The sequence below is a fragment of the Actinoplanes sp. NPDC020271 genome (assembly GCF_044388125.1).
Taxonomy (GTDB): Bacteria; Actinomycetota; Actinomycetes; order Mycobacteriales; family Micromonosporaceae; genus Actinoplanes.
Genome location: NZ_JBIRWQ010000003.1, coordinates 73,344 through 92,478, shown reverse-complemented (window position 1 = coordinate 92,478; position 19,135 = coordinate 73,344). Strand labels below are relative to the sequence as shown.

Genomic DNA, 19,135 nt, shown 5'->3' with positions numbered 1-19,135 from the left:
ACCTCGACCGAGGCCGGCATGCCAGCGCCCGACCGCGCTGTGGAAGAGAAAGCTGTCGTCATAGGATCCCCCAGGCAGCGTCATCGACGAGGCGCTCCGCCAGCGCGTTGAACGCGTTCCTGGTTTCCTCGTTGGCGATGCCCTTGGCTACGTCGCTGTCAGTGATGAGTTGCTCTTGCCATTGGAGCACGGGGTCCAGAGGGATGGATCCCAATAGCAAATTCTTGCCGACCTGGCTCTCTCCTGCCAATCCGGCCAGGCGTGTATTGCACTGTCTGAGCCAACTCCCCTGCGCGGCCGTCAGCCCGCGCTGCGTCGAGGACGCCGGATCGATCACCGCCGTGCGCACATAGCGAAGATTCGCCCTGAACTGCTCGGGGTCGTGACCGTACTCCTTGGCGCTGCCCAGTAGCCCTCGCGGGCCGTTCACCAGACCACCGGCCGCCATCACGTGCTGACGCGTCCACCGGTGGAAGACCAGCCATCGACTCTGGACGTTCTGCATCTGGGGCATCGCCGTCACCTTGAGCGCGGTTTCCACGGCCAGGTTGCGGCCCGCGCTGAGGTCGACGATGCAGAGCTTGAACTCGGACTTGAGCTGGAGGAAGAGATCGAGGCACTGAGCCGTCAGGTCCTCGCTCCGGTTCTGGAAGTCGCTGCCACCGAGATCACCGGGAAGCAGGACGAGACGTCCGGCGCTGTCCGGGCGGTCACGGACGGCCTTGCTGTCCGTGTCGGTCCACACGTCGATCCGCTCCGGGCTGGGAACGTGATGCAACAGGTACCGGTGGAGTCCCGAGCCACTGTCGGTGCCGGTCTCGGCCCGTTCGATACCGAAGATGGCCCCGGCCGTGGGCGAGCCGAAGTCGAAATCGACGTAACAGACGTCATTTCCCTGCAGTGCGCTGCGGTACAGCAGGTTGCAACTGGTCACGGAGCGACCCGTGCCGCCCTTGTCGGACGCGGCGAAAACAAACATCAGGAGACCACACTGTCGGATTCTCGGGCGGCGTTGAGTTCATCGAGCAATGTCAGAACGGTCATGCAGAGAGCTCCGGCCGTTCCGGGCCGGCTGGTGACCAGAGTCCGCGCCCGCTGGAGCTTGATGCGGATCTTGGTCAGTACGTCTTTCTCCTGCTGACTGGCCCCGAAGGAACCCCTCATCAGCTCGGTGTCGTACAGATGCTCGGCTTCGGACAGCAGGCGCTCGGCCTCGCGCACCTGCTGATCGTCGACGAGTGGTTCCTGGCTGACCAGGTTGGCGGTGCTGATGAGGCACTGGATCACGCGTTCGGTGTAGTACCAGGAGGGCTCGGTGAACTCCTCGAGACCCTCGAAGACGTTGGCCGGCTGATCCCACAGGCGGGCGCCCCGGCCCGAGGCGAGTCGCCGGCGGGTGAGGTGATCCCACACGCGGTCGGCCAGGTTCAGCAGTCTCGCGCGCTCCTCCACGTCGTGGAGCAGGCCACCGATCATGATGCTGCGCTGGAGGAGCAGGGAGGCGAACTCGCCGATCCGCCACACCTGCTTGGACTTGCTCTCCGTCGCGTCGTCCGGCACCTCTGTGGCCTCCGGTGGCGGGCTCGCCGATGCGTCCTGATCAGCGGCCGCACTGCCATCGTTCTCCGGTTCCGGTTCTGGTTCCGGCTCCTCGAGCACCACCTCGAGGCCGGGTGCGTGCAGCCGGATCCCGGAGTCGCCGGGCCGGTGCTGCCGGGTCACCCGGCCCTCGTTGGCGAGGTCGGCGAGGACGGCGCCGATCCGGATCAGGTCGGCGTCCGACCCGCGGCGCCGGACCAGGTCCTTCACCACGATCGAGGTCACCAGCAGCGTGTAGTACTCACTGCGCTGGAGGTCGGTGGTCTGCCAGGGCGGATCCTCGAGGGGCCACTGGCCGCCGTTGCCGAACGTCGCCACGGTGGCCCAGTAGGTGAGGGTCAGGTCCCAGCGGAGCTGGAGTGCGCGGGCGAGGCGCTGCTGCTCCGAGTTCAGTAGACCGAGCACCCGGGTACGCTCGGAGAAGAGGTCCTCGATCGCGTCGACCGCGACCACGGTGAAGTACAGGTACGGCTTGTTCTCGGCGACGCCCTCCGGCTGGTTGCCGATGTTCTCGATGCCGTCGATGACCGGCCGGTACTCGAACAGCTTGCCGGCCGGGCCCTGGAGCTTGATGGTGTTGTGCGTTTCCTTCAGCTCGGACGCCGGCTCCAGCGCGATGGCCGGCGCTCCCCGGACGATCCCCCACGACCAGCCGCACTCGAACAGCTTGGTGCTGCCCTGCAACCGGCCGGTCTGGCCGGACCCGATGAGCACCTCGTTGAACGATGCGATGGTCTCCTGCAGCGAGGCTCGGAAGTCGCTGATCACCTGCCGCGACGGCTGGCCGCCCTTGTTCAGCGTCTTGACCAGGATCCGCCCCGGCTCGCTGGAGGCCTCGAAGACGTGGGTGGAGAAACTGCGGAGCAGCCCGACCATGGCCGCGGTGAGCCTCACGCTGGCCAGCTGCTCCAGCTCGCGCAGTCTCGCCCGCAGCTCCGGGCCGGTGACGGCCTGCCGGAAGATGCGGACGAAACCGATCGTCGACAGGGACAACGTCACCGAGATGGCGAACGAGTCCACGATGTCGCGGCTCATCTGACTCTCGTTCAGCTGACCGCCGTCGTCGCTCTGGAAGTAGCTGCCGCCACCGAAGACCGGCCGGCCGTGAACGTCCATGTAGCGCTTGAAATAGGCGGTGGCGATGTCCACCAGCCGCTGCGGGATGTCCTGCTCGTTGCCGAGCAGGGCCAGCGCGTCCACCATCTCGATCGCCGTGGTGTTCGGACGGTCCAGTGCGAACGTCGGCACCTTCGTCGCGGGCAGCAGGATGCAGAGCAGTTGCTCCGCGTCACTGATGGAGTTCGAGCCACCCCGGCCGCCCCACTGCCACGTGTCGTTGCGCCACGAGGCCGCGACGGTCGCCTTCCAGGTCGCCAGCAAGTGCTGTCGCGGTTCGATCCTCACCGGTCGTACACCACCATCTCTGCGGACGGGCCCGAGGGCGACAGGACGCTCATTCTGCCCGCCGAGAATCGATACGGAAATGCCCGACCGTCCGGTTCATGATCAAAAGGAACCGAAAGTCGTGTGTTTCGGGTTGATGCCTCGGTGCCCGGCTGGCCCTCCCATCATGGCGCATCCGTCAAATAAACCGAGAACCTGGCGGGTGGGTCGCGACCTCGTTGGTGGGAATGCGAAAAGGGCGGCGGATCGATAGATCCGCCGCCCTTTTCGGTCGATTTGCGTCAGCTGGCCTGCTCCGCCAGAGCCAGGAACTGCTTCTTGGAGGCGAGCGCCTGCTCCGCCTCCTTGATCCGGCGGTTGTCGCCGGCCGCCTTGGCCCGCTCGAGACGCTGCTCCGCCTCGGCGACCTGGTCGCGCATCTGGCGCAGCAGCGGGTTGTCCTGCGGGCTGGTCTTGCGCCAGGCCGAGTCCATGGCGACCCGGATGCGCTCCTCGGCGGCCCGCCAGCGGCGGTCGAGCCCGGCGGCGGCTTCGCGCGGCACCCGGCCGGCGTCGTGCCACGCGGCCTGCGCGTCACGCAGCTTGTTCTGCGCGCCGCGGGCGTCCGCGTCGACGTCGACCGCTTCCAGCTCGGCCAGGATCGCCTGCTTGCGCTCCAGGTTGCCCTGGTATTCCGCGTCGCGGGCGGAGAAGACCTCGCTGCGCCGGGTGAAGAACGCGTCCTGCGCGGCCCGGAACCGTTCCCAGAGGCGCTGCTCGGCCTCCTTGGCGGCGCGGGGTGCGGCCTTCCACTCGGCCATCAGCTCCTTGAGCCGGTTGGCCGTGGTGTTCCACTCGTCGGAGCCGGAGATCGCCTCGGCTTCCTTGACGAGCTCCTCCTTGGCGGTCTGGGCCTGCTTGCGCTGCCCGTCCAGGGTGGCGAAGTGCGCGCCCCGGCGCCGGGTGAAGCCGTCGCGGGCGGCGGCGAACCGCTTCCACAGCTCACCGTCGGTCTTCTTGTCGACGCCGCGGATCGTCTTCCACTCGTCGAGGATCTCCTTGAGCCGGTCGCCGGCCGACTTCCAGCCGGTGGCCTCGGCGGCGAGCTTCTCCGCCTCCTCGACCAGCGCGGTCTTGCGGGCGAGAGCTTCGGTCCGGGCGACCTCGCGGGCGGCTTTGGCCTCGCCCGCCTTCTCGTCCGCGAGGGCGGACAGTTTCTCCAGCCGGGCGGCGAGACCGTCGATGTCACCCACCACATGGGCCTCGTCGAGCTGCGTGCGCAGACGCTTGACGCTGCTCAGCGAGTGGGCCGCATCCGCGGCGCCGGACTTGAGGCGAGCCTCGACGAGGTCGACCTCGGTCACCAGATCCTCGAAGCGCCGGGCGAAGTGGGCGAGGCCCTCCTCAGGCGTCCCGGCCTGCCACGAGCCGACCACCCGGTCGCCCTCGGCGGTCTTCACGTACACGGTGCCGTCGGCATCCACGCGCCCGAAGGCAGTCCAGTCGGTTGTCATGAGCTCATCCTCGTTCTCCCGGCGCCGTCGGACCACTCCGGTCCCCGGCCACCGCCACAGCGCAGCGAAGTGCCAACCTTCTCAGTGGCATTCTTTCTCGCGCATTGTCACAGGTCCAACCCGGTCAGGGGAAAGCTCCCACCGACGACCGTGACACAACCTTGTCCTACGGTTGCTTTGTGCCGTCGAGTCCGAGTCTCCGCGTGGTCACCGTCGTCGGCCCGACCGCGGCGGGAAAGTCCGCGTTGAGCATCGCCCTCGCCCAGGAACTGGGTGGTGAGGTGATCAACGCGGATTCGATGCAGCTCTACCGCGGGATGGACATCGGGACCGCGAAGCTGACCGTGGCCGAGCGTGCGGGCGTGCCGCACCACCTGCTCGACATCTGGGACGTCTCGGTCACCGCCGCGGTCGCCGAATATCAGGCGCTCGCCCGGGCCGCGATCGACGACATCCTCGCCCGGGGAAGGGTTCCGCTGCTGGTCGGCGGCTCCGGGCTGTACGTGCGGGCGGTCCTGGAGGAGTTCGAGTTCCCCGGCACCGATCCGGAAATCCGGGCGCGCCTGGAGGCGGAGCTGGCCGAGGCCGGCCCGGCGCCGCTGTTCGCCCGGCTCGGCGAACGTGACCCGGTCGCCGCCGCGAAGATCCTGCCGTCGAACGGTCGCCGGATCGTCCGCGCTCTCGAGGTGATCGAGTTGACCGGGCAGCCGTTCACGGCGGCGCTGCCCGATCCGCGACCGCATTACCCGTCGGTGCAGATCGGCGTCGACCGGGACGCGGCCGAGCTCGACGAGCGGATCGCGCTGCGGGTCGACCTGATGTGGGCCGCCGGCCTGCTCGACGAGGTGCGTGAGCTGGACAAGGCCGGCATCCGGGACGGGCGGACGGCCTCCCGGGCGCTCGGCTACCAGCAGGCGCTCGCCGAGATCGACGGGGAGTTGACCGAGGCCGCGGCCAAGGCGGACACGGTCCGCGGCACCCGCCGGTTCGTCCGGCGGCAGCGTTCCTGGTTCCGCCGCGACCGGCACATCACATGGCTGGACGGTGGGTCACCGACGCTCGTGGCCGATGCCCTGACTCTTGCGCGATGATGGACCGCGTGTTTTTCACCAAGGGCCACGGCACCTCGAACGACTTCGTCATCCTCTCCGACCCGGACGGCGAGCTGGAGCTGACGCCGGCGCTGGTCGCCGCGCTCTGCGACCGGCGGCGCGGCATCGGCGGCGACGGCGTGCTGCGGGTGGTGCGCGCCGCGAAGCACCCGGCGTCGGTGGAGCAGGCGGCCGAGGCCGAGTGGTTCATGGACTACTGGAACAGTGACGGTTCGATCGCCGAGATGTGCGGCAACGGCGTCCGGGTCTTCGCCCGTTACCTGGTGGAGAACGAGCTGGCCACGGCCGGCCCTGCGGGCCTGCCGGTGGCGACCCGCGCCGGGATCATGCACGCCGTGGTCCGGGCCGACACTATTTCGGTACGGATGAGCACCCCTCGCGTGTTCGCGGCCAGCACCGCCACGGTGGGCGCGCTGACCGTTCCCGGCATCGCCGTCGACTGCGGCAACCCGCACCTGGTCTGCGGCCTGCACGACGGTGTCGCCCTGGGTGGTCTCGACCTGACCACCGCCCCGATGGTCGACAAGGCGCTGTTCAGCGCCGGGGTGAACGTCGAGTTCGTCGAGCCCGCCGAGGATCTGGAGGGGCGGGACCGGCACGTGAGCATGCGGGTGCACGAGCGTGGCTCCGGCGAGACCATGTCCTGCGGCACCGGCGCGCTCGCGGTCGGCGCTGTCGCCCTGCGCGAGGCCGGGCTCACCAGTGGTTCCGTCGCGGTCGACGTGCTCGGCGGCCGCCTCGTGATCACCTGCGACGACGAGGGCGCGTGGTGGCTGGCCGGCCCGGCCGTGCTGGTCGCCTCCGGCGAGATCGACGTCGCCGCTCTCCCGCTCCCCGCCTGACCGCCGCCGTTGCGGCTGACTCTCACCGTGGTCGTGGAGCAGGAACGACCACGGTGAGAGTCAGCCGGGGACCGGAGCGCGGCCGTGACCGGACCAACCGCCGATCTTGCGGACTGAGCCGAGTGGGACCCCGCGGCCGGCTCGAACCCCCTGACGGGACCGGGGCCGTGGACGGGTTTGTTGCTCTGAGCGGGACCACCCACGGACGTCGCCCTTGCGGGCCTCGCGTTCTGGGCCGGCCACGGCCCTGCGAGGCCCGGAAGGGTCCCCGCGGGAGCGGCGGAGAAGGACCACAGCGGACGTAGGACATGAAGGTCTTGACTTTGATCTTCATGTCCTACGTCCGCGACGGATCAGAAGATCCCCTCGGGTGCCTTGTCGAGCTCGGATTCCGGGGTCGCGGCCGGGTTGGCCGGGGCCGGGACGCCACGGACGACCGCGCGGATGGCCGCCGCGACCGCCGGGGTGACCCGGGGGTCGAACACGCTGGGGATGATCACCGTGGGGTTGAGCTTGTCCTCACCGACGACGTCGGCGATCGCCCGGGCCGCGGCGAGGGCCATCTCCTCGGTGAACTCCTCGGCGGCGGCGTCGAGCATGCCGCGGAAGACGCCGGGGAACGCCAGCACGTTGTTGATCTGGTTGGGCTGGTCGGAGCGGCCGGTGGCGACGATAGCGGCGTGCTTGCGGGCCTCGCGGGGGTCGACCTCCGGGTCCGGGTTGGCCATCGCGAAGACGATCGACTTGTCGGCCATCTTGGCGATGTCGTCGCCGGTGAGCAGGTTCGGCGCGGAGACGCCGATGAAGACGTCGGCACCGGCGATCGCGCCCGGCAGGTCGCCCGAGTAGTTCGCCTTGTTGGTGTGGTCGGCCAGCCACTGCATCGACTCGTTGAGGTCGGGCATGCCGCGATGCAGGGCGCCCTTCCGATCGTAGGCGATGATGTCGCCGACGCCCTGGCGCATCAGCAGCTTCATGATCGCGGTGCCGGCCGCGCCCGCGCCGGAGACGACGACCTTGACGTCCTGCATCCGCTTGCCGACCACACGCAGCGCGTTGGTGAGCGCGGCCAGCACGCAGATCGCGGTGCCGTGCTGGTCGTCGTGGAAGACCGGGATGTCGAGCTGCTCACGCAGCCGCGCCTCGATCTCGAAGCAGCGCGGGGCGGCGATGTCCTCCAGGTTGATGCCGCCGTAGGCCGGGGCGATGGCCTTGACGATCTTGACGATCTCGTCGGTGTCCTGGGTGTCCAGCACGACCGGCCAGGCGTCGACGCCGCCGAACCGCTTGAAGAGCGCGGCCTTGCCCTCCATCACGGGCATCGCCGCGGCCGGGCCGATGTTGCCCAGACCCAGCACGGCTGAACCGTCGCTGACCACGGCCACCGTGTTGCGCTTGATGGTCAGCCGGCGTGCGTCGGCCGGGTTCTCCGCGATCGCCATGCAGACCCGGGCAACCCCCGGAGTGTACGCCCGGGAGAGCTCGTCGCGGTTCCGCAGAGCGACCTTCGAGTTCACCTCGATCTTGCCGCCCAGGTGCAGGAGGAACGTGCGGTCGGAGACCTTGCGCACATCGACGCCGTCCTGGTCCTCGAGCTGCTTGACGACCTGATCGGCGTGCGCCGAGTCCGCGGTGTCACAGGTGAGGTCGACGACGACGTGGCTGGGGTCGGAGTCCACCACGTCCAGGGCCGTCACGATCGCACCTGCCTCGCCGACGCAGGTGGTGAGGCGGCCGATGGACGACGCGTCCGCGGTAACGGCGATGCGGATCGTGATCGAGAATCCTGCGCTCGGCAGGCGGGTGGTCACCACGGTGTTCCCTCCGACGTTGGTGGGTGAGCAAAGGAATTGTCGCTCGATCGGGATGATCGATTGCTTTGCGGTGGTTACTCATGAGTCAGCCCCGGTTATGTGGATGCGCTCGCTCTCGTGACGTGCCACGATCGGGCGTAGGAGGTCACTTTTGCGAAACACGTACCAGACACCCGTTCTTGACGAGCCGGATCTGACTACCGGCGATCTCGAGCTCGAGGAGCGGCACTCGCTCAGGCGGGTGGCCGGTCTCTCCACCGAGCTCACCGACATCACCGAGGTCGAGTACCGGCAGTTGCGACTCGAGCGAGTCGTCCTGGTCGGCGTCTGGACCGAGGGCAGCGTCGACGACGCGGAGAACTCGCTGACCGAGTTGGCCGCGCTCGCCGAGACCGCTGGGTCCCAGGTCCTCGAGGGCCTGATCCAGCGGCGCCGGCAGCCCGACGCGGCGACGTTCATCGGCCGGGGCAAGGTCGACGAGCTGCGTGACGCGGTCATCGCCAGTGGCGCTGACACCGTCATCTGCGACGGCGAGCTGTCACCGTCCCAGCTGCGCAACCTGGAGCAGCAGGTCAAGGTGAAGGTGGTCGACCGGACCGCCCTGATCCTGGACATCTTCGCCCAGCACGCGAAGAGCAAGGAGGGCAAGGCCCAGGTCGAGCTGGCCCAGCTGCAGTACCTTCTGCCGCGACTGCGCGGCTGGGGTGAGTCGCTGTCCCGGCAGGGCGGCGGCGCCGGCGGTGGTTCCGGTGGCGGCGGCGTGGGCACGCGCGGTCCCGGTGAGACCAAGCTGGAGACCGACCGCCGGCGGATCAATCAGCGCATCGCCAAGCTGCGCCGGGAGATCAAAGCCATGCGGACGGTACGGGAGACCAAGCGCTCCCGCCGGCAGGCCAGCGGCACGCCCGCGGTGGCGATCGCCGGTTACACCAACGCCGGCAAGTCCAGCCTGCTCAACCGGCTGACCGAGGCCGGGGTCCTGGTGGAGAACGCGCTGTTCGCCACGCTGGACCCGACCACCCGGCGCACCTCCGCGGAGGACGGCCGGGTCTACACGCTCTCCGACACCGTCGGGTTCGTCCGGCATCTGCCGCACCAGATCGTCGAGGCGTTCCGCTCGACGCTGGAGGAGGTGGCCGAGGCCGATCTGGTCGTGCACGTCGTGGACGGCTCGCACCCGGACCCGGAGGGTCAGGTCAGCGCGGTCCGCGAGGTGCTCGGTGAGGTGGAGGCCGATCGGGTCCCCGAGCTGCTCGTCATCAACAAGATGGACGCGGCGGACGAGGAGACGGTTCTCCGGCTCAAGCGGGCCTGGCCGGACGCGGTGTTCGTCTCCGCGCGCAGCGGCTCGGGCATCCAGGAGCTGCGCGCGGCCATCGCCGAGCGGCTCCCGCGGCCGGCGGTCGATCTGCGGATCCTGTTGCCTTACTCACGTGCCGATCTGGTCGCCCGGGTGCACCGGACCGGGCAGGTGCTGCAGTCCCGTCATCTCGACGACGGTACGGAGATGCAGGTCCGGGTCGACGAGCGGCTGGCCGCCGAGTTGGAACCCTTTGGTTGCTGAGAGTTACCTGTGCCCAGGCACGAAATCAGACACCTGGTGACCTTTGACCAGGGTTGATCCACGCGTTACACCGTTGGGTGACGCCGCATGCGACACTGTGCGGATGCGGCGTCTCGTGTTCTCCATCGTGCTGGGTGTGGGCCTGGTGGCGATTGGTGGCACCGGCGCGTTCGCCGCTGACCCGACGCCGACGGCGACGGTCAGCGCTAAGGCGACGCCCGGTAGGCAGATCTGTCAGATCAAGGACAAGAAGCTCGACGAGCTGTCCGGCCTGGTCGCCACCAGCACCGGCTTCATCGTGATCAACGACAGCAGCTTGGAAGACGCCAAGAAGAAGATCTTCTTCCTGGACAAGAAGTGCACCATCAAGAGCACCAGGAATTTCGCGAGCCCGCCGCGTGACACCGAGGACATGATCCTCTCGTCCGACCAGAAGACCTTGTGGATCGCCGACACCGGTGACAACGAGGTCCTCAAGGCCGGTGACGTCCGCACGTCGGTGGTGCTGTGGAGCATGCCGCTCACCGGTACCAAGGACGCGACGATGCACCGGTTCACCTACCCGTCGGGGGACCTGCACGACGCCGAGGCGCTCCTGCTCGACGGTGACGGCACGCCGATCATCGTGACCAAGGAACTGGGCAACGCCTACATCTACAAGCCGGCCGCCGCGGTGAAGAACGGGGACGCCGCCGTTCCGCTGAAGCGGGTCGGCGAGCTGGCACTCCCGGCCACCGAGACCACCAGCAACCCCTTCGCCAAGATCTTCAACCGGGTGATCACCGGTGGGTCGGTCGCGCCCGGGGGGAAGAAGGTCGTGCTCCGGACGTACACCGACGCGTCCGAGTGGGACGTGACGAACGGCGACGTGCTCGGAGCGCTGAAGAACAAGCCGCGCACCACGGGCCTGCCGAACGAGACGTTCGGCGAGGCGATCTCGTACAGCGCGGACGGCAAGACGTTCTACACCGTGTCGGACCTGAACGGTGAGGACAACGTCGACAACTGGATCCTGCAGTACACGCCGGCCACCGAGGTCGCGGTCGTCTCCAAGAACCAGGCGGGCGACGGCGCCGCGGACGCCTCGTGGTACTCGAACCTCAGCATCGGCGACATCACGAAGCTCGTCGGCGGAGTCGGCGTCATCGGCCTCCTGCTCGTCGCGGTCGGGGTCATCGGCATCGTCCGGTTCCGTAAGCGGAACCCAGCCGGGCTGGCGGTCGACGAGGCACCCAGCGGCGGCATCGACAAGGACGCGCCGGAGACCGAGTTGATCGGCGTGGGCAGCGGTGCTGCCCTCGGCGGCGGTGGTGGCGGCCCGGTGTACGGCGCGAAGAACGGTGGCGGGCAGCAGCCGCGGCCCGCCGTGTACGGCGGTGGCCCCGGCCCCGGCCCCGGTGGCCCTGGCCCCGGCCCCGGCCCCGGTGGCCCTGGCCCCGGCCCCGGCCCCGGTGGCCCGGGTGGTAAGTCCGGTGGCGGTCCGAGCGGCGGGCAGTACGGCCGGCCCGCCGGTGGTCCGGGTGGCTCCGGCGGTGGTCAGCCGCCGCGTGGGCCGCAGCGGGGTCCCGGCGGTCCGCAGCAGAAGCCGCAGCAGAAGCCGCAGCAGCGCCCGCAGGGACAGCCGGCCCGTTCGCAGCCGCAGCGGGGTGCCCCGCAGCAGCAGCCTCCGCGTGGCCCGCAGCCCCCTCGTGGCCCGCAGCCGGCGCGTGGTCCGCAGCAGCCGCAGCGTGGACCGGGTGGTGGGCAGCAGCCGCCGCGCGGTCCCGGTGGTGGGCAGCAGCCGCCGCGCGCTCCCGGTGGTGGGCAGCAGCCTCCCGGCCGTGGTGGTGGCGGTGGTGGTGGCGGGGTCTATGGCGGTCAGCCGCGTCCGCCTCAGGGTGGTGGGCAGCAGCCGCGCCAGGGCGGGAACTATGGGGGCGGGCGGCCGCCCCAGGGTCGCGGTGACGGCGGGTTCGACCGCCGCTGATCCTCTGAACTGAACGGCAGGCCGGTGCCCTTCGCGGGTGCCGGCCTTTCCGCGTCCTGACCCGGGCCGGCAGCGGCGGGGTGTCGGCCCGGCTGGTTCGTTGTTCGGGGAGTCGGATCACCATGGTGAGAACCAGGTCCGGGGGTGCGGCGCGCCGGGGCCGGGAGCAGTGGTTCAGCTCGTGCGGTGAGTGGCTGCCCATGCGCTCGGCGCGGCCGGACCCGGAGGGACAGCCGCGCCGCGGCGCGTGGGGACGGGCGTGGGCTCGCCACGAACTCCCCCGGAAGGGTTTCAGACGCGGCGCAGGACCGCGACCACCTTGCCCATGATCGTCGCGTCGTCACCGGGGATGGGGTCGAACGCCGGGTTGGCCGGCATCAGCCAGACGTGCCCGTCACGCTGCCGGTAGCTCTTGACCGTCGCCTCGCCGTCGATCATGGCGGCCACGATGTCACCGGCCTCGGCGGTGGGCTGCTGGCGGACGACGACCCAGTCACCGTTGCAGATCGCGGCGTCGATCATCGAGTCGCCCTTGACCTCGAGCATGAAGACCTCGCCCTCGCCGACCAGCTCGCGCGGCAGCGGGAAGAACTCCTCCACGGACTGCTCGGCGAGGATCGGGCCACCGGCGGCGATCCGGCCGACCAGCGGCACGTAGGCCGGCTGCGGCCGGGCGGCCCGCAACGTCTCGTCGTCGACCAGCTCGCCGGGGGAGCGGACGTCGACGGCGCGCGGACGGTTCGGGTCGCGGCGCAGGTAACCCTTGGTCTCCAGGGCCTTCAACTGGTAGGCCACGCTGGAGGGGGAGACCAGGCCGACGGCCTCGCCGATCTCCCGCACGCTGGGCGGGTAACCGTATTTCTCGCCCCACTCGCGGATGAACTCGAGGATCCGCCGCTGGCGGGCGGTCAGATCGTTGGTGACGGGCTCGGTCACGCTGCCGACGGCTGTCACCGAGCGCAGCTGCGGAGCGTCGGCGGAACGAGCCCGGCCCGGTGTGCGGCGGCGAATGGCGGCGTCCTGCCTGATCGGTTGCTTGCGGTCGTCGGTCGACACGTCCGCCCTCCCTGTCGGCCAGTGCCTTGTCGGCACGTGGTGCGTCGCGGAGCCGGACGCGCCGTGGGGATGGCGTTTGTCCGGCTGACCCCTCTTGACAGGAAACCGTAGTGGGCGGGTCCGACATATTCAAACATCTGTACGAGGTTTCACCGGCGTGTCGCCCCGGAAGACTGGATTTTCGTACTCCCGTTCTGATACACCGTCGTACGGGCGTTCTATCGAACGCGTGTCCGAGAGAGGGGAACGTGTCATGGTGGTCACCGGTGGGGCTCGGCACACGGCGCCGCCCCTGCGACTGACCCGGCGTGGCCGAGTGGTCCTTCTCGGTCTCTTCTTCGCGTTGGCGGCCCTCGCGAGTGTTGTCCTGTTCGCGACTGCCTCGCACGGCTGACCGTGCGGCAAACGGTTTCTCGACGCGCCCGGTGATCGTGCCGTCACCCCAGCGTGTTGAGGTGCAGAATACGGCGCGTCGGCATGTCTTCGAACTTGCATCGGCGTCTGCCGCGGCATAGCGTCTTCCCCAACATCTAGTGGTTACAGAGATGTAAGTCGTCCACAGGTTGGGTTTCTCCTCCCCGGTTTTCCACAGGTTCGGCCACAGCTGCGCGATGGTTGAGATCATGGCGTGGCTGCGTTTCGGCGTGTCTGGATATCGGCCGGGGCGGGGTGGAGGGGGAGATCGCGGTGCGTTGCCCGTATTGCCGGCACGCCGACTCGCGGGTCGTCGACTCGCGGGAGGCCGACGACGGTCAGCTGATCCGTCGTCGTCGGTCGTGTCCTGAGTGCGGCAAACGCTTCACCACGGTCGAGGAGGCGGTGCTCGCGGTGGTCAAGCGCAGCGGCGTCACCGAGCCCTTCAGCCGGACGAAGATCATGAGTGGGGTCCGCAAGGCCTGTCAGGGCCGGCCCGTCGACGAGGACTCGATCGCGCTGCTCGCGCAGCGGGTGGAGGAGGCCGTCCGGGCTCGCGGGGCCGCGGAGATTCCGAGCCACGAGGTCGGTCTGGCGATTCTCACGCCTTTGCGTGAACTCGATCAGGTCGCCTATCTGCGGTTCGCCAGCGTCTACAAGTCCTTCGACTCGCTCGACGAGTTCGAGCGGGAGATCGCCGCGCTCCGCGACACGCCGCCGGTCCGCGAAGCCGGGACGCGACACGCTGTCGCGCCGCGGTCCACGACAGCGCGTCTTCCCAAGCCCACTTCCTGAGCTACACCTGTCAGCGGTACTACGAGGGGGAGCACATTCTTATGGCCGGAGACGGCGTCACAGCGGGTCGCCAGCGCAGCCGGGCGAGCGCGAACGGCAGCAACGGTGCGGCGGCCGGGGGGCTGCGCGTGGAGCGGGTGTGGACGACGGCGGGCGTCCACCCGTACGACGAGGTCGAGTGGGAGCGCCGCGACGTCGTCATGACGAACTGGCGGGACGGCTCGATCAACTTCGAGCAGCGCGGCGTCGAGTTCCCGGGGTTCTGGAGCGTCAACGCGGCGAACATCGTCACGACGAAGTACTTCCGGGGTGCGGTCGGCACGCCCGAGCGGGAGACGTCGCTGCGCCAGCTGATCGACCGCGTGGTCCAGACCTACCGCAAGGCGGGCGAGGAGTTCGGCTACTTCGCGAGCGCGGCTGACGCCGAGGTCTTCGACCACGAGCTGACCTGGATGCTGCTGCACCAGGTGTTCAGCTTCAACTCGCCGGTCTGGTTCAACGTCGGCACCAAGTCGCCGCAGCAGGTCAGCGCGTGCTTCATCCTCTCCGTGGACGACTCGATGGACTCGATCCTCGAGTGGTACAAGGAGGAGGGCCTGATCTTCAAGGGCGGCTCCGGCTCGGGCGTCAACCTGTCCCGCATCCGCTCGTCCAAGGAGCTGCTGTCGTCCGGGGGAACGGCGAGCGGCCCGGTAAGCTTCATGCGCGGCGCCGACGCCAGCGCGGGCACCATCAAGTCCGGTGGCGCCACCCGGCGCGCGGCCAAGATGGTCATCCTCGACGTGGACCACCCGGACATCGAGGAGTTCGTCTCGACGAAGGCGCGCGAGGAGGACAAGATCCGCGCGCTGCGGGACGCCGGCTTCGACATGGACCTGGGCGGCGCCGACATCGTCTCGGTGCAGTACCAGAACGCCAACAACTCGGTGCGGGTCTCCGACGAGTTCATGAAGGCGTATGAGGAAGGCGCCGAGTTCGGTCTCCGCGGCCGGCTCAACGGCGAGGTCATCGAGACCATCGACGCCAAGAAGCTGTTCCGTGACATCGCCCGGGCCGCCTGGGAGTGCGCCGACCCCGGCCTGCAGTACGACGACACCATCAACGACTGGCACACCAACCCCGAGACGGGCCGGATCACCGCGTCCAACCCCTGCTCGGAGTACATGTCGCTGGACGATTCGTCCTGCAACCTGGCCTCGCTGAACCTGATGAAGTTCCTCAAGGCCGACGGCGGCTTCGAGGTGGAGAAGTTCGTCAAGAGTGTCGAGTTCATCATCACCGCGATGGACATCTCGATCTGCTTCGCCGACTTCCCGACCGAGCGGATCGGGATCACCACCCGGGCGTACCGGCAGCTCGGCATCGGTTACGCCAACCTCGGCGCGCTGCTGATGGCCTCCGGCCTGCCGTACGACTCCGACGGTGGCCGCAGTGTCGCCGCCGCGATCACCTCGCTGATGACCGGTACGGCGTACCGGCGTTCCGCCGAGCTGGCCGGCGTCGTCGGGGCGTACGAGGGCTACGCCCGTAACGCCGACGCGCACCAGCGCGTGATGCGCAAGCACGCCGCCGCCAACGACGAGGTCCGCGCCCAGGGCCCGGTCGCCACCGAGATCCTCCGTGAGGCCACCAAGCAGTGGAAGAACGGCAACAAGATCGGTGAGAAGCACGGCTGGCGCAACGCCCAGGCGTCGGTGCTCGCCCCGACCGGCACCATCGGCCTGATGATGGACTGCGACACCACCGGCATCGAGCCCGACCTGGCCCTGGTCAAGTTCAAGAAGCTGGTCGGCGGCGGTTCCATGCAGATCGTCAACCAGACCGTCCCGCGCGCGCTGCGCCGCCTCGGCTACCCCGAGGAGCAGGTCGAGGCGATCGTCGAGCACATCTCCGAGCACGGCAACGTGGTGGACGCGCCCGGCCTGAAGACCGAGCACTACGCGGTCTTCGACTGCGCCATGGGCGAGCGGTCGATCGCCCCGATCGGCCACGTCCGGATGATGGCGGCGGTGCAGCCGTTCATCTCCGGCGCGATCTCGAAGACGGTCAACATGCCGGAGTCGGCGACCGTCGAGGAGATCGAGGAGATCCACTACCAGGGCTGGAAGCTGGGCCTGAAGGCGCTCGCGATCTACCGCGACAACTGCAAGGTCGGCCAGCCGCTGTCGGCGGGCAAGACCGCCAAGGCCGCCGCCCCGGCCGCCGTCGAGGAAAAGACGGTCGAGAAGGTCGTGGAGAAGGTGGTCGAGTACCGCCCGATCCGCAAGCGCCTGCCGAAGAAGCGCCCCTCCGAGACGGTCTCCTTCTCGGTCGGCGGCGCGGAGGGCTACCTCACCGCGTCGTCCTACCCGGACGACGGCCTCGGCGAGGTCTTCCTGAAGATGTCGAAGCAGGGCTCGACCCTGGCCGGCGTGATGGACGCCTTCTCGGTCGCCATCTCGATAGGCCTTCAGTACGGCGTCCCGCTGGAGACGTACGTCAGCAAGTTCACCAACATGCGCTTCGAGCCGGCCGGTATGACCGACGACCCGGACGTGCGCATGGCGTCCTCGGTGATGGACTACATCTTCCGTCGCCTGGCGCTGGACTTCCTGCCCTACGACACCCGCGCCGAGCTGGGCATCTTCACCGCGTCCGAGCGCACCGCCCAGGCGCAGGCCGAGGCGCAGGCCGAGGCGGCCGCGGCCGACCTGGCCGTGACCAACATGGCCGAGTCGGCGCCGTCCGCGTCGATCGTCACGGTCGCCGAGGTCAAGGCCGCGACCACTCCGGAGAAGAAGGCCGGCTCGTCGACCGAGGTCCTCGAGCTGGTCACCGGGCACGCCGCCGACGCGCCGCTCTGCTTCACCTGCGGCACGAAGATGCGCCGCGCCGGCAGCTGCTACGTCTGCGAGGGCTGCGGCTCGACCTCCGGCTGCAGCTGATCGGGTCGTCGTGTGACGGGCGGTGCGCCGCGAAGCGCACCGCCCGTCAGCGCTTGTCGCGCAGCCACACGCCGAACTCGACCGCGGTCCGCACCCCGTCCTCCAGCACCGCCCGGTAGATGTCCCATCCGCAGACCTCGTCCGGGTACTCCGGCCGCTGGTGCCATATCGTCTTGATCGCCAGGATCGCCTGCCGCTCCTCGTCGGACAGTCGCCCGGCCAGCTCCCGGTGCCAGTCGCTGACGTCGGCGTGGTCGTCGTGGAGCCAGATCGACAGGTCGACGCGCCACTCGCCGAGCGTGATCGTCACGTGGTAGCGCTCGTCCCGCTTCTCCCCGCCGCGCTCGTCCCGGTAGGCGAAACCGGTCACGCCCGGGATCGTGACCGCTTTGCCGAGCAGCGCCAGCACGTCGGCCGGGTTGAACTGCGGGCCGCCGAGCAGCATCACGTCGAGCTCGCGCCAGACCATCAGCCCGGACACGTAGCTGCCCGTGGGGACGATCGGCCCCAGCGGCTCCAGCAGCTTCAGGACGGACTGTGCCTCCGCCTGCAGTTCCTCGGGCCGCATGTCGCTCTCCCTCCGGTTTCCGCCGATGCGCCGATGCCCATTGTGGGGCGTGCCCGGAGCGCGCTCGCTCCCGGCCCTACGGCGAATGCCCGGTGACCGGGGCGGCTTTAACGTGTAAGTTGAGCTGGTGAGCAGCGTTGACGTCGCACCCTCCCGGGTGAACTCGGCCAAGATCGCGGTGGGCGTCACGTTCGCCATGAACGGCCTGGCCCTCGCCGGCTGGCTGTCCCGCGCCCCCGCGATCCGGGACGGCCTGGAACTCTCCGTCGCCGGTTTCGGCCTCCTGCTGCTCTGCATGTCCGGCACCTCGGTCGCGTCGATCCCCCTCGCGGGCCCGCTGGTGCAGCGCTTCGGCCCGGCCCGCGCGGTCCTGATCGCCAGCATGGCCGAAGCGTTCGGCCTGGCCCTGCTCGCCACCGCGACCCTGCTCAGCTCGGTCCCGCTGGCCGGGATCGCCCTGCTCTTCTGCGGCTTCGGCACCAGCACCTGGGACGTCGCCATGAACGTCGAGGCCGCCGACGTCGAACGCCGCATCGGCCGCACGATCATGCCCCGCTTCCACGCCGGCTTCAGCCTCGGCACGGTCGCCGGAGCCGGCGTCGGCGCGGCCGCCTCCGCCGTCGGCGTGCCGATCTGGGTCCAGCTCTACGTCACCACCGTGATCGTCGTCGCCGTCCAACTCGCGGTCGTCCGCCGCTTCCTCCCGCACGTCGAACCCGAGCCCGGCACGAAACCGGCGATGACCGCCGGCCAGGTCTGGCGCGAACCGCGGACGATTCTGATCGGCCTGATCCTGCTCGGCTTCGGCTTCACCGAGGGCAGCGCCAACGACTGGCTCGCCATCAGCCTCGTCGACGGATACCACGCCGGTGACACGCTCGGCGCCATCGGCTTCGGCGTCTTCGTCACCGCGATGACTCTCGGTCGCATGTATGGCGGCGCCGCCGCCGACCGCTGGGGCCGCGTCCCGGTCCTGCGCCTGACCGCGGTCTCCGCCGCCGCCGGCGTCCTGCTGGTCGTCTTCGGCGGCTCGATCGAGTTCGCCCTGGCCGGAGCGCTCCTCTGGGGGCTCGGCGCCTCGCTCGGCTTCCCGATCGGCATGAGCGCCGCCGCCGACGACCCGTTGCACGCCGCCATGCGCGTCTCGGTCGCCGGCTCCATCGGTTACGGAGCGTTCCTGGCCGGGCCGCCGCTGATCGGCTTCCTCTCCGAGCACTTCGGGATCCTGCACGGCCTGCTCTGCGTCTTCGGCGCTCTGCTGCTGGGCCTGGCGGCCTCCCATGCCGCCAAGCCGCTCCGCGCCTGAATCTGCGCCGAACGCCGCCGTGTCCGCTTCTGATCGGACCCTTTGAAGATCAACTTCAAGATCTTCATGTCCTACGTCCGCTGTGGTCCTTCTCCGCCGCTCCCGCGGGGACCCCTCCGGGCCGAGCAGGGCGCAGGGCGCCCAGAACGCTCACCCTCCAGGGCGACCTCCGTGGCCGGTGGCGCTCACCCCGAAAACCCCTCGCTCCAGTCGCCCCTGATTCACGCCTGCCCACCCGCGCGGGCTCATGCCGACCCGCCCCTCGCGTCCGCGTCCGC

At 69.4% G+C, this 19,135-nt stretch carries 13 protein-coding genes; 7 read left to right on the top strand and 6 right to left on the bottom strand.

What is annotated here, in order from left to right:
• Nucleotides 1-58: 58 nt before the first annotated feature.
• The 3 genes from ACH442_RS07780 to ACH442_RS07770 form a co-directional block, all read right to left on the bottom strand.
• On the bottom strand, nt 59-979 hold the full coding sequence (locus tag ACH442_RS07780; RefSeq protein ID WP_396337165.1) for an SCO2523 family variant P-loop protein: 921 nt from the start codon (nt 977-979) through the stop codon (nt 59-61).
• Nucleotides 979-3,003 carry an SCO2524 family protein gene (locus ACH442_RS07775; RefSeq protein WP_396337164.1) on the bottom strand — a complete coding sequence of 675 codons (2,025 nt, stop codon included), beginning with the start codon at nt 3,001-3,003 and terminating at the stop codon, nt 979-981. Before ACH442_RS07775 ends, ACH442_RS07780 begins: the two co-directional genes overlap by 1 nt.
• 281 nt (nt 3,004-3,284) lie before the next feature.
• Complete coding sequence (locus tag ACH442_RS07770; protein WP_396337163.1) at nt 3,285-4,496, bottom strand: DUF349 domain-containing protein; 1,212 nt, start codon at nt 4,494-4,496, stop codon at nt 3,285-3,287.
• A 179-nt stretch (nt 4,497-4,675) separates the two neighbouring features.
• Here ACH442_RS07770 and miaA point away from each other — a divergent pair, with 179 nt between their 5' ends.
• Nucleotides 4,676-5,587 carry a tRNA (adenosine(37)-N6)-dimethylallyltransferase MiaA gene (gene miaA / locus ACH442_RS07765; protein WP_396337162.1) on the top strand — a complete coding sequence of 304 codons (912 nt, stop codon included), beginning with the start codon at nt 4,676-4,678 and terminating at the stop codon, nt 5,585-5,587.
• Nucleotides 5,588-5,595: 8 nt separating this feature from the next.
• Nucleotides 5,596-6,450: a diaminopimelate epimerase gene (gene dapF, locus ACH442_RS07760; protein ID WP_396337161.1), complete on the top strand. Its 855-nt coding sequence runs from the start codon at nt 5,596-5,598 to the stop codon at nt 6,448-6,450.
• A gap of 353 nt (nt 6,451-6,803) precedes the next feature.
• Here the strand turns inward: dapF and ACH442_RS07755 are convergent, their stop codons facing one another.
• Nucleotides 6,804-8,264: an NAD-dependent malic enzyme gene (locus ACH442_RS07755; RefSeq protein WP_396337160.1), complete on the bottom strand. Its 1,461-nt coding sequence runs from the start codon at nt 8,262-8,264 to the stop codon at nt 6,804-6,806.
• A gap of 151 nt (nt 8,265-8,415) precedes the next feature.
• Here ACH442_RS07755 and hflX point away from each other — a divergent pair, with 151 nt between their 5' ends.
• Together hflX and ACH442_RS07745 are read left to right on the top strand one after the other, a co-directional pair.
• Nucleotides 8,416-9,828 carry a GTPase HflX gene (hflX, locus tag ACH442_RS07750; protein WP_396337159.1) on the top strand — a complete coding sequence of 471 codons (1,413 nt, stop codon included), beginning with the start codon at nt 8,416-8,418 and terminating at the stop codon, nt 9,826-9,828.
• 103 nt (nt 9,829-9,931) lie between these two features.
• Nucleotides 9,932-11,794, top strand: a complete 1,863-nt coding sequence (locus ACH442_RS07745; RefSeq protein WP_396337158.1) for a hypothetical protein — start codon at nt 9,932-9,934, stop codon at nt 11,792-11,794.
• Nucleotides 11,795-12,085: 291 nt separating this feature from the next.
• Here the strand turns inward: ACH442_RS07745 and lexA are convergent, their stop codons facing one another.
• Nucleotides 12,086-12,850: a transcriptional repressor LexA gene (gene lexA / locus ACH442_RS07740; RefSeq protein WP_396337157.1), complete on the bottom strand. Its 765-nt coding sequence runs from the start codon at nt 12,848-12,850 to the stop codon at nt 12,086-12,088.
• Between the two features lie 687 nt (nt 12,851-13,537).
• Between lexA and nrdR the strand changes: the two genes are divergently transcribed.
• Both nrdR and ACH442_RS07730 read left to right on the top strand, forming a co-directional pair.
• On the top strand, nt 13,538-14,059 hold the full coding sequence (nrdR, locus tag ACH442_RS07735) for a transcriptional regulator NrdR (RefSeq protein ID WP_396337156.1): 522 nt from the start codon (nt 13,538-13,540) through the stop codon (nt 14,057-14,059).
• Nucleotides 14,060-14,100: 41 nt separating this feature from the next.
• Entirely contained in the window at nt 14,101-16,983 is a 2,883-nt protein-coding gene (locus ACH442_RS07730; RefSeq protein ID WP_396337155.1) for a vitamin B12-dependent ribonucleotide reductase, read from the top strand.
• Nucleotides 16,984-17,029: 46 nt separating this feature from the next.
• On the opposite strand, the gene ACH442_RS07725 is transcribed toward ACH442_RS07730, so the two are convergent.
• Nucleotides 17,030-17,551 (bottom strand): hypothetical protein, encoded by a 522-nt coding sequence (locus ACH442_RS07725; RefSeq protein WP_396337154.1) that lies wholly within the window; start codon nt 17,549-17,551, stop codon nt 17,030-17,032.
• A 127-nt stretch (nt 17,552-17,678) separates the two neighbouring features.
• Between ACH442_RS07725 and ACH442_RS07720 the strand changes: the two genes are divergently transcribed.
• Nucleotides 17,679-18,857 (top strand): MFS transporter, encoded by a 1,179-nt coding sequence (locus tag ACH442_RS07720; protein ID WP_396337153.1) that lies wholly within the window; start codon nt 17,679-17,681, stop codon nt 18,855-18,857.
• Nucleotides 18,858-19,135: the final 278 nt, after the last annotated feature.

Excerpts from the sequence above, each read along its gene's own strand:
- ACH442_RS07730 (WP_396337155.1), top strand. The coding sequence starts at position 14,101 with ATGGCCGGAGACGGCGTCACAGCGGGTCGCCAGCGCAGCCGGGCGAGC.
- ACH442_RS07725 (WP_396337154.1), bottom strand. The coding sequence starts at position 17,551 with ATGCGGCCCGAGGAACTGCAGGCGGAGGCACAGTCCGTCCTGAAGCTG.
- ACH442_RS07770 (WP_396337163.1), bottom strand. The coding sequence starts at position 4,496 with ATGACAACCGACTGGACTGCCTTCGGGCGCGTGGATGCCGACGGCACC.
- ACH442_RS07780 (WP_396337165.1), bottom strand. The coding sequence starts at position 979 with ATGTTTGTTTTCGCCGCGTCCGACAAGGGCGGCACGGGTCGCTCCGTG.
- ACH442_RS07745 (WP_396337158.1), top strand. The coding sequence starts at position 9,932 with ATGCGGCGTCTCGTGTTCTCCATCGTGCTGGGTGTGGGCCTGGTGGCG.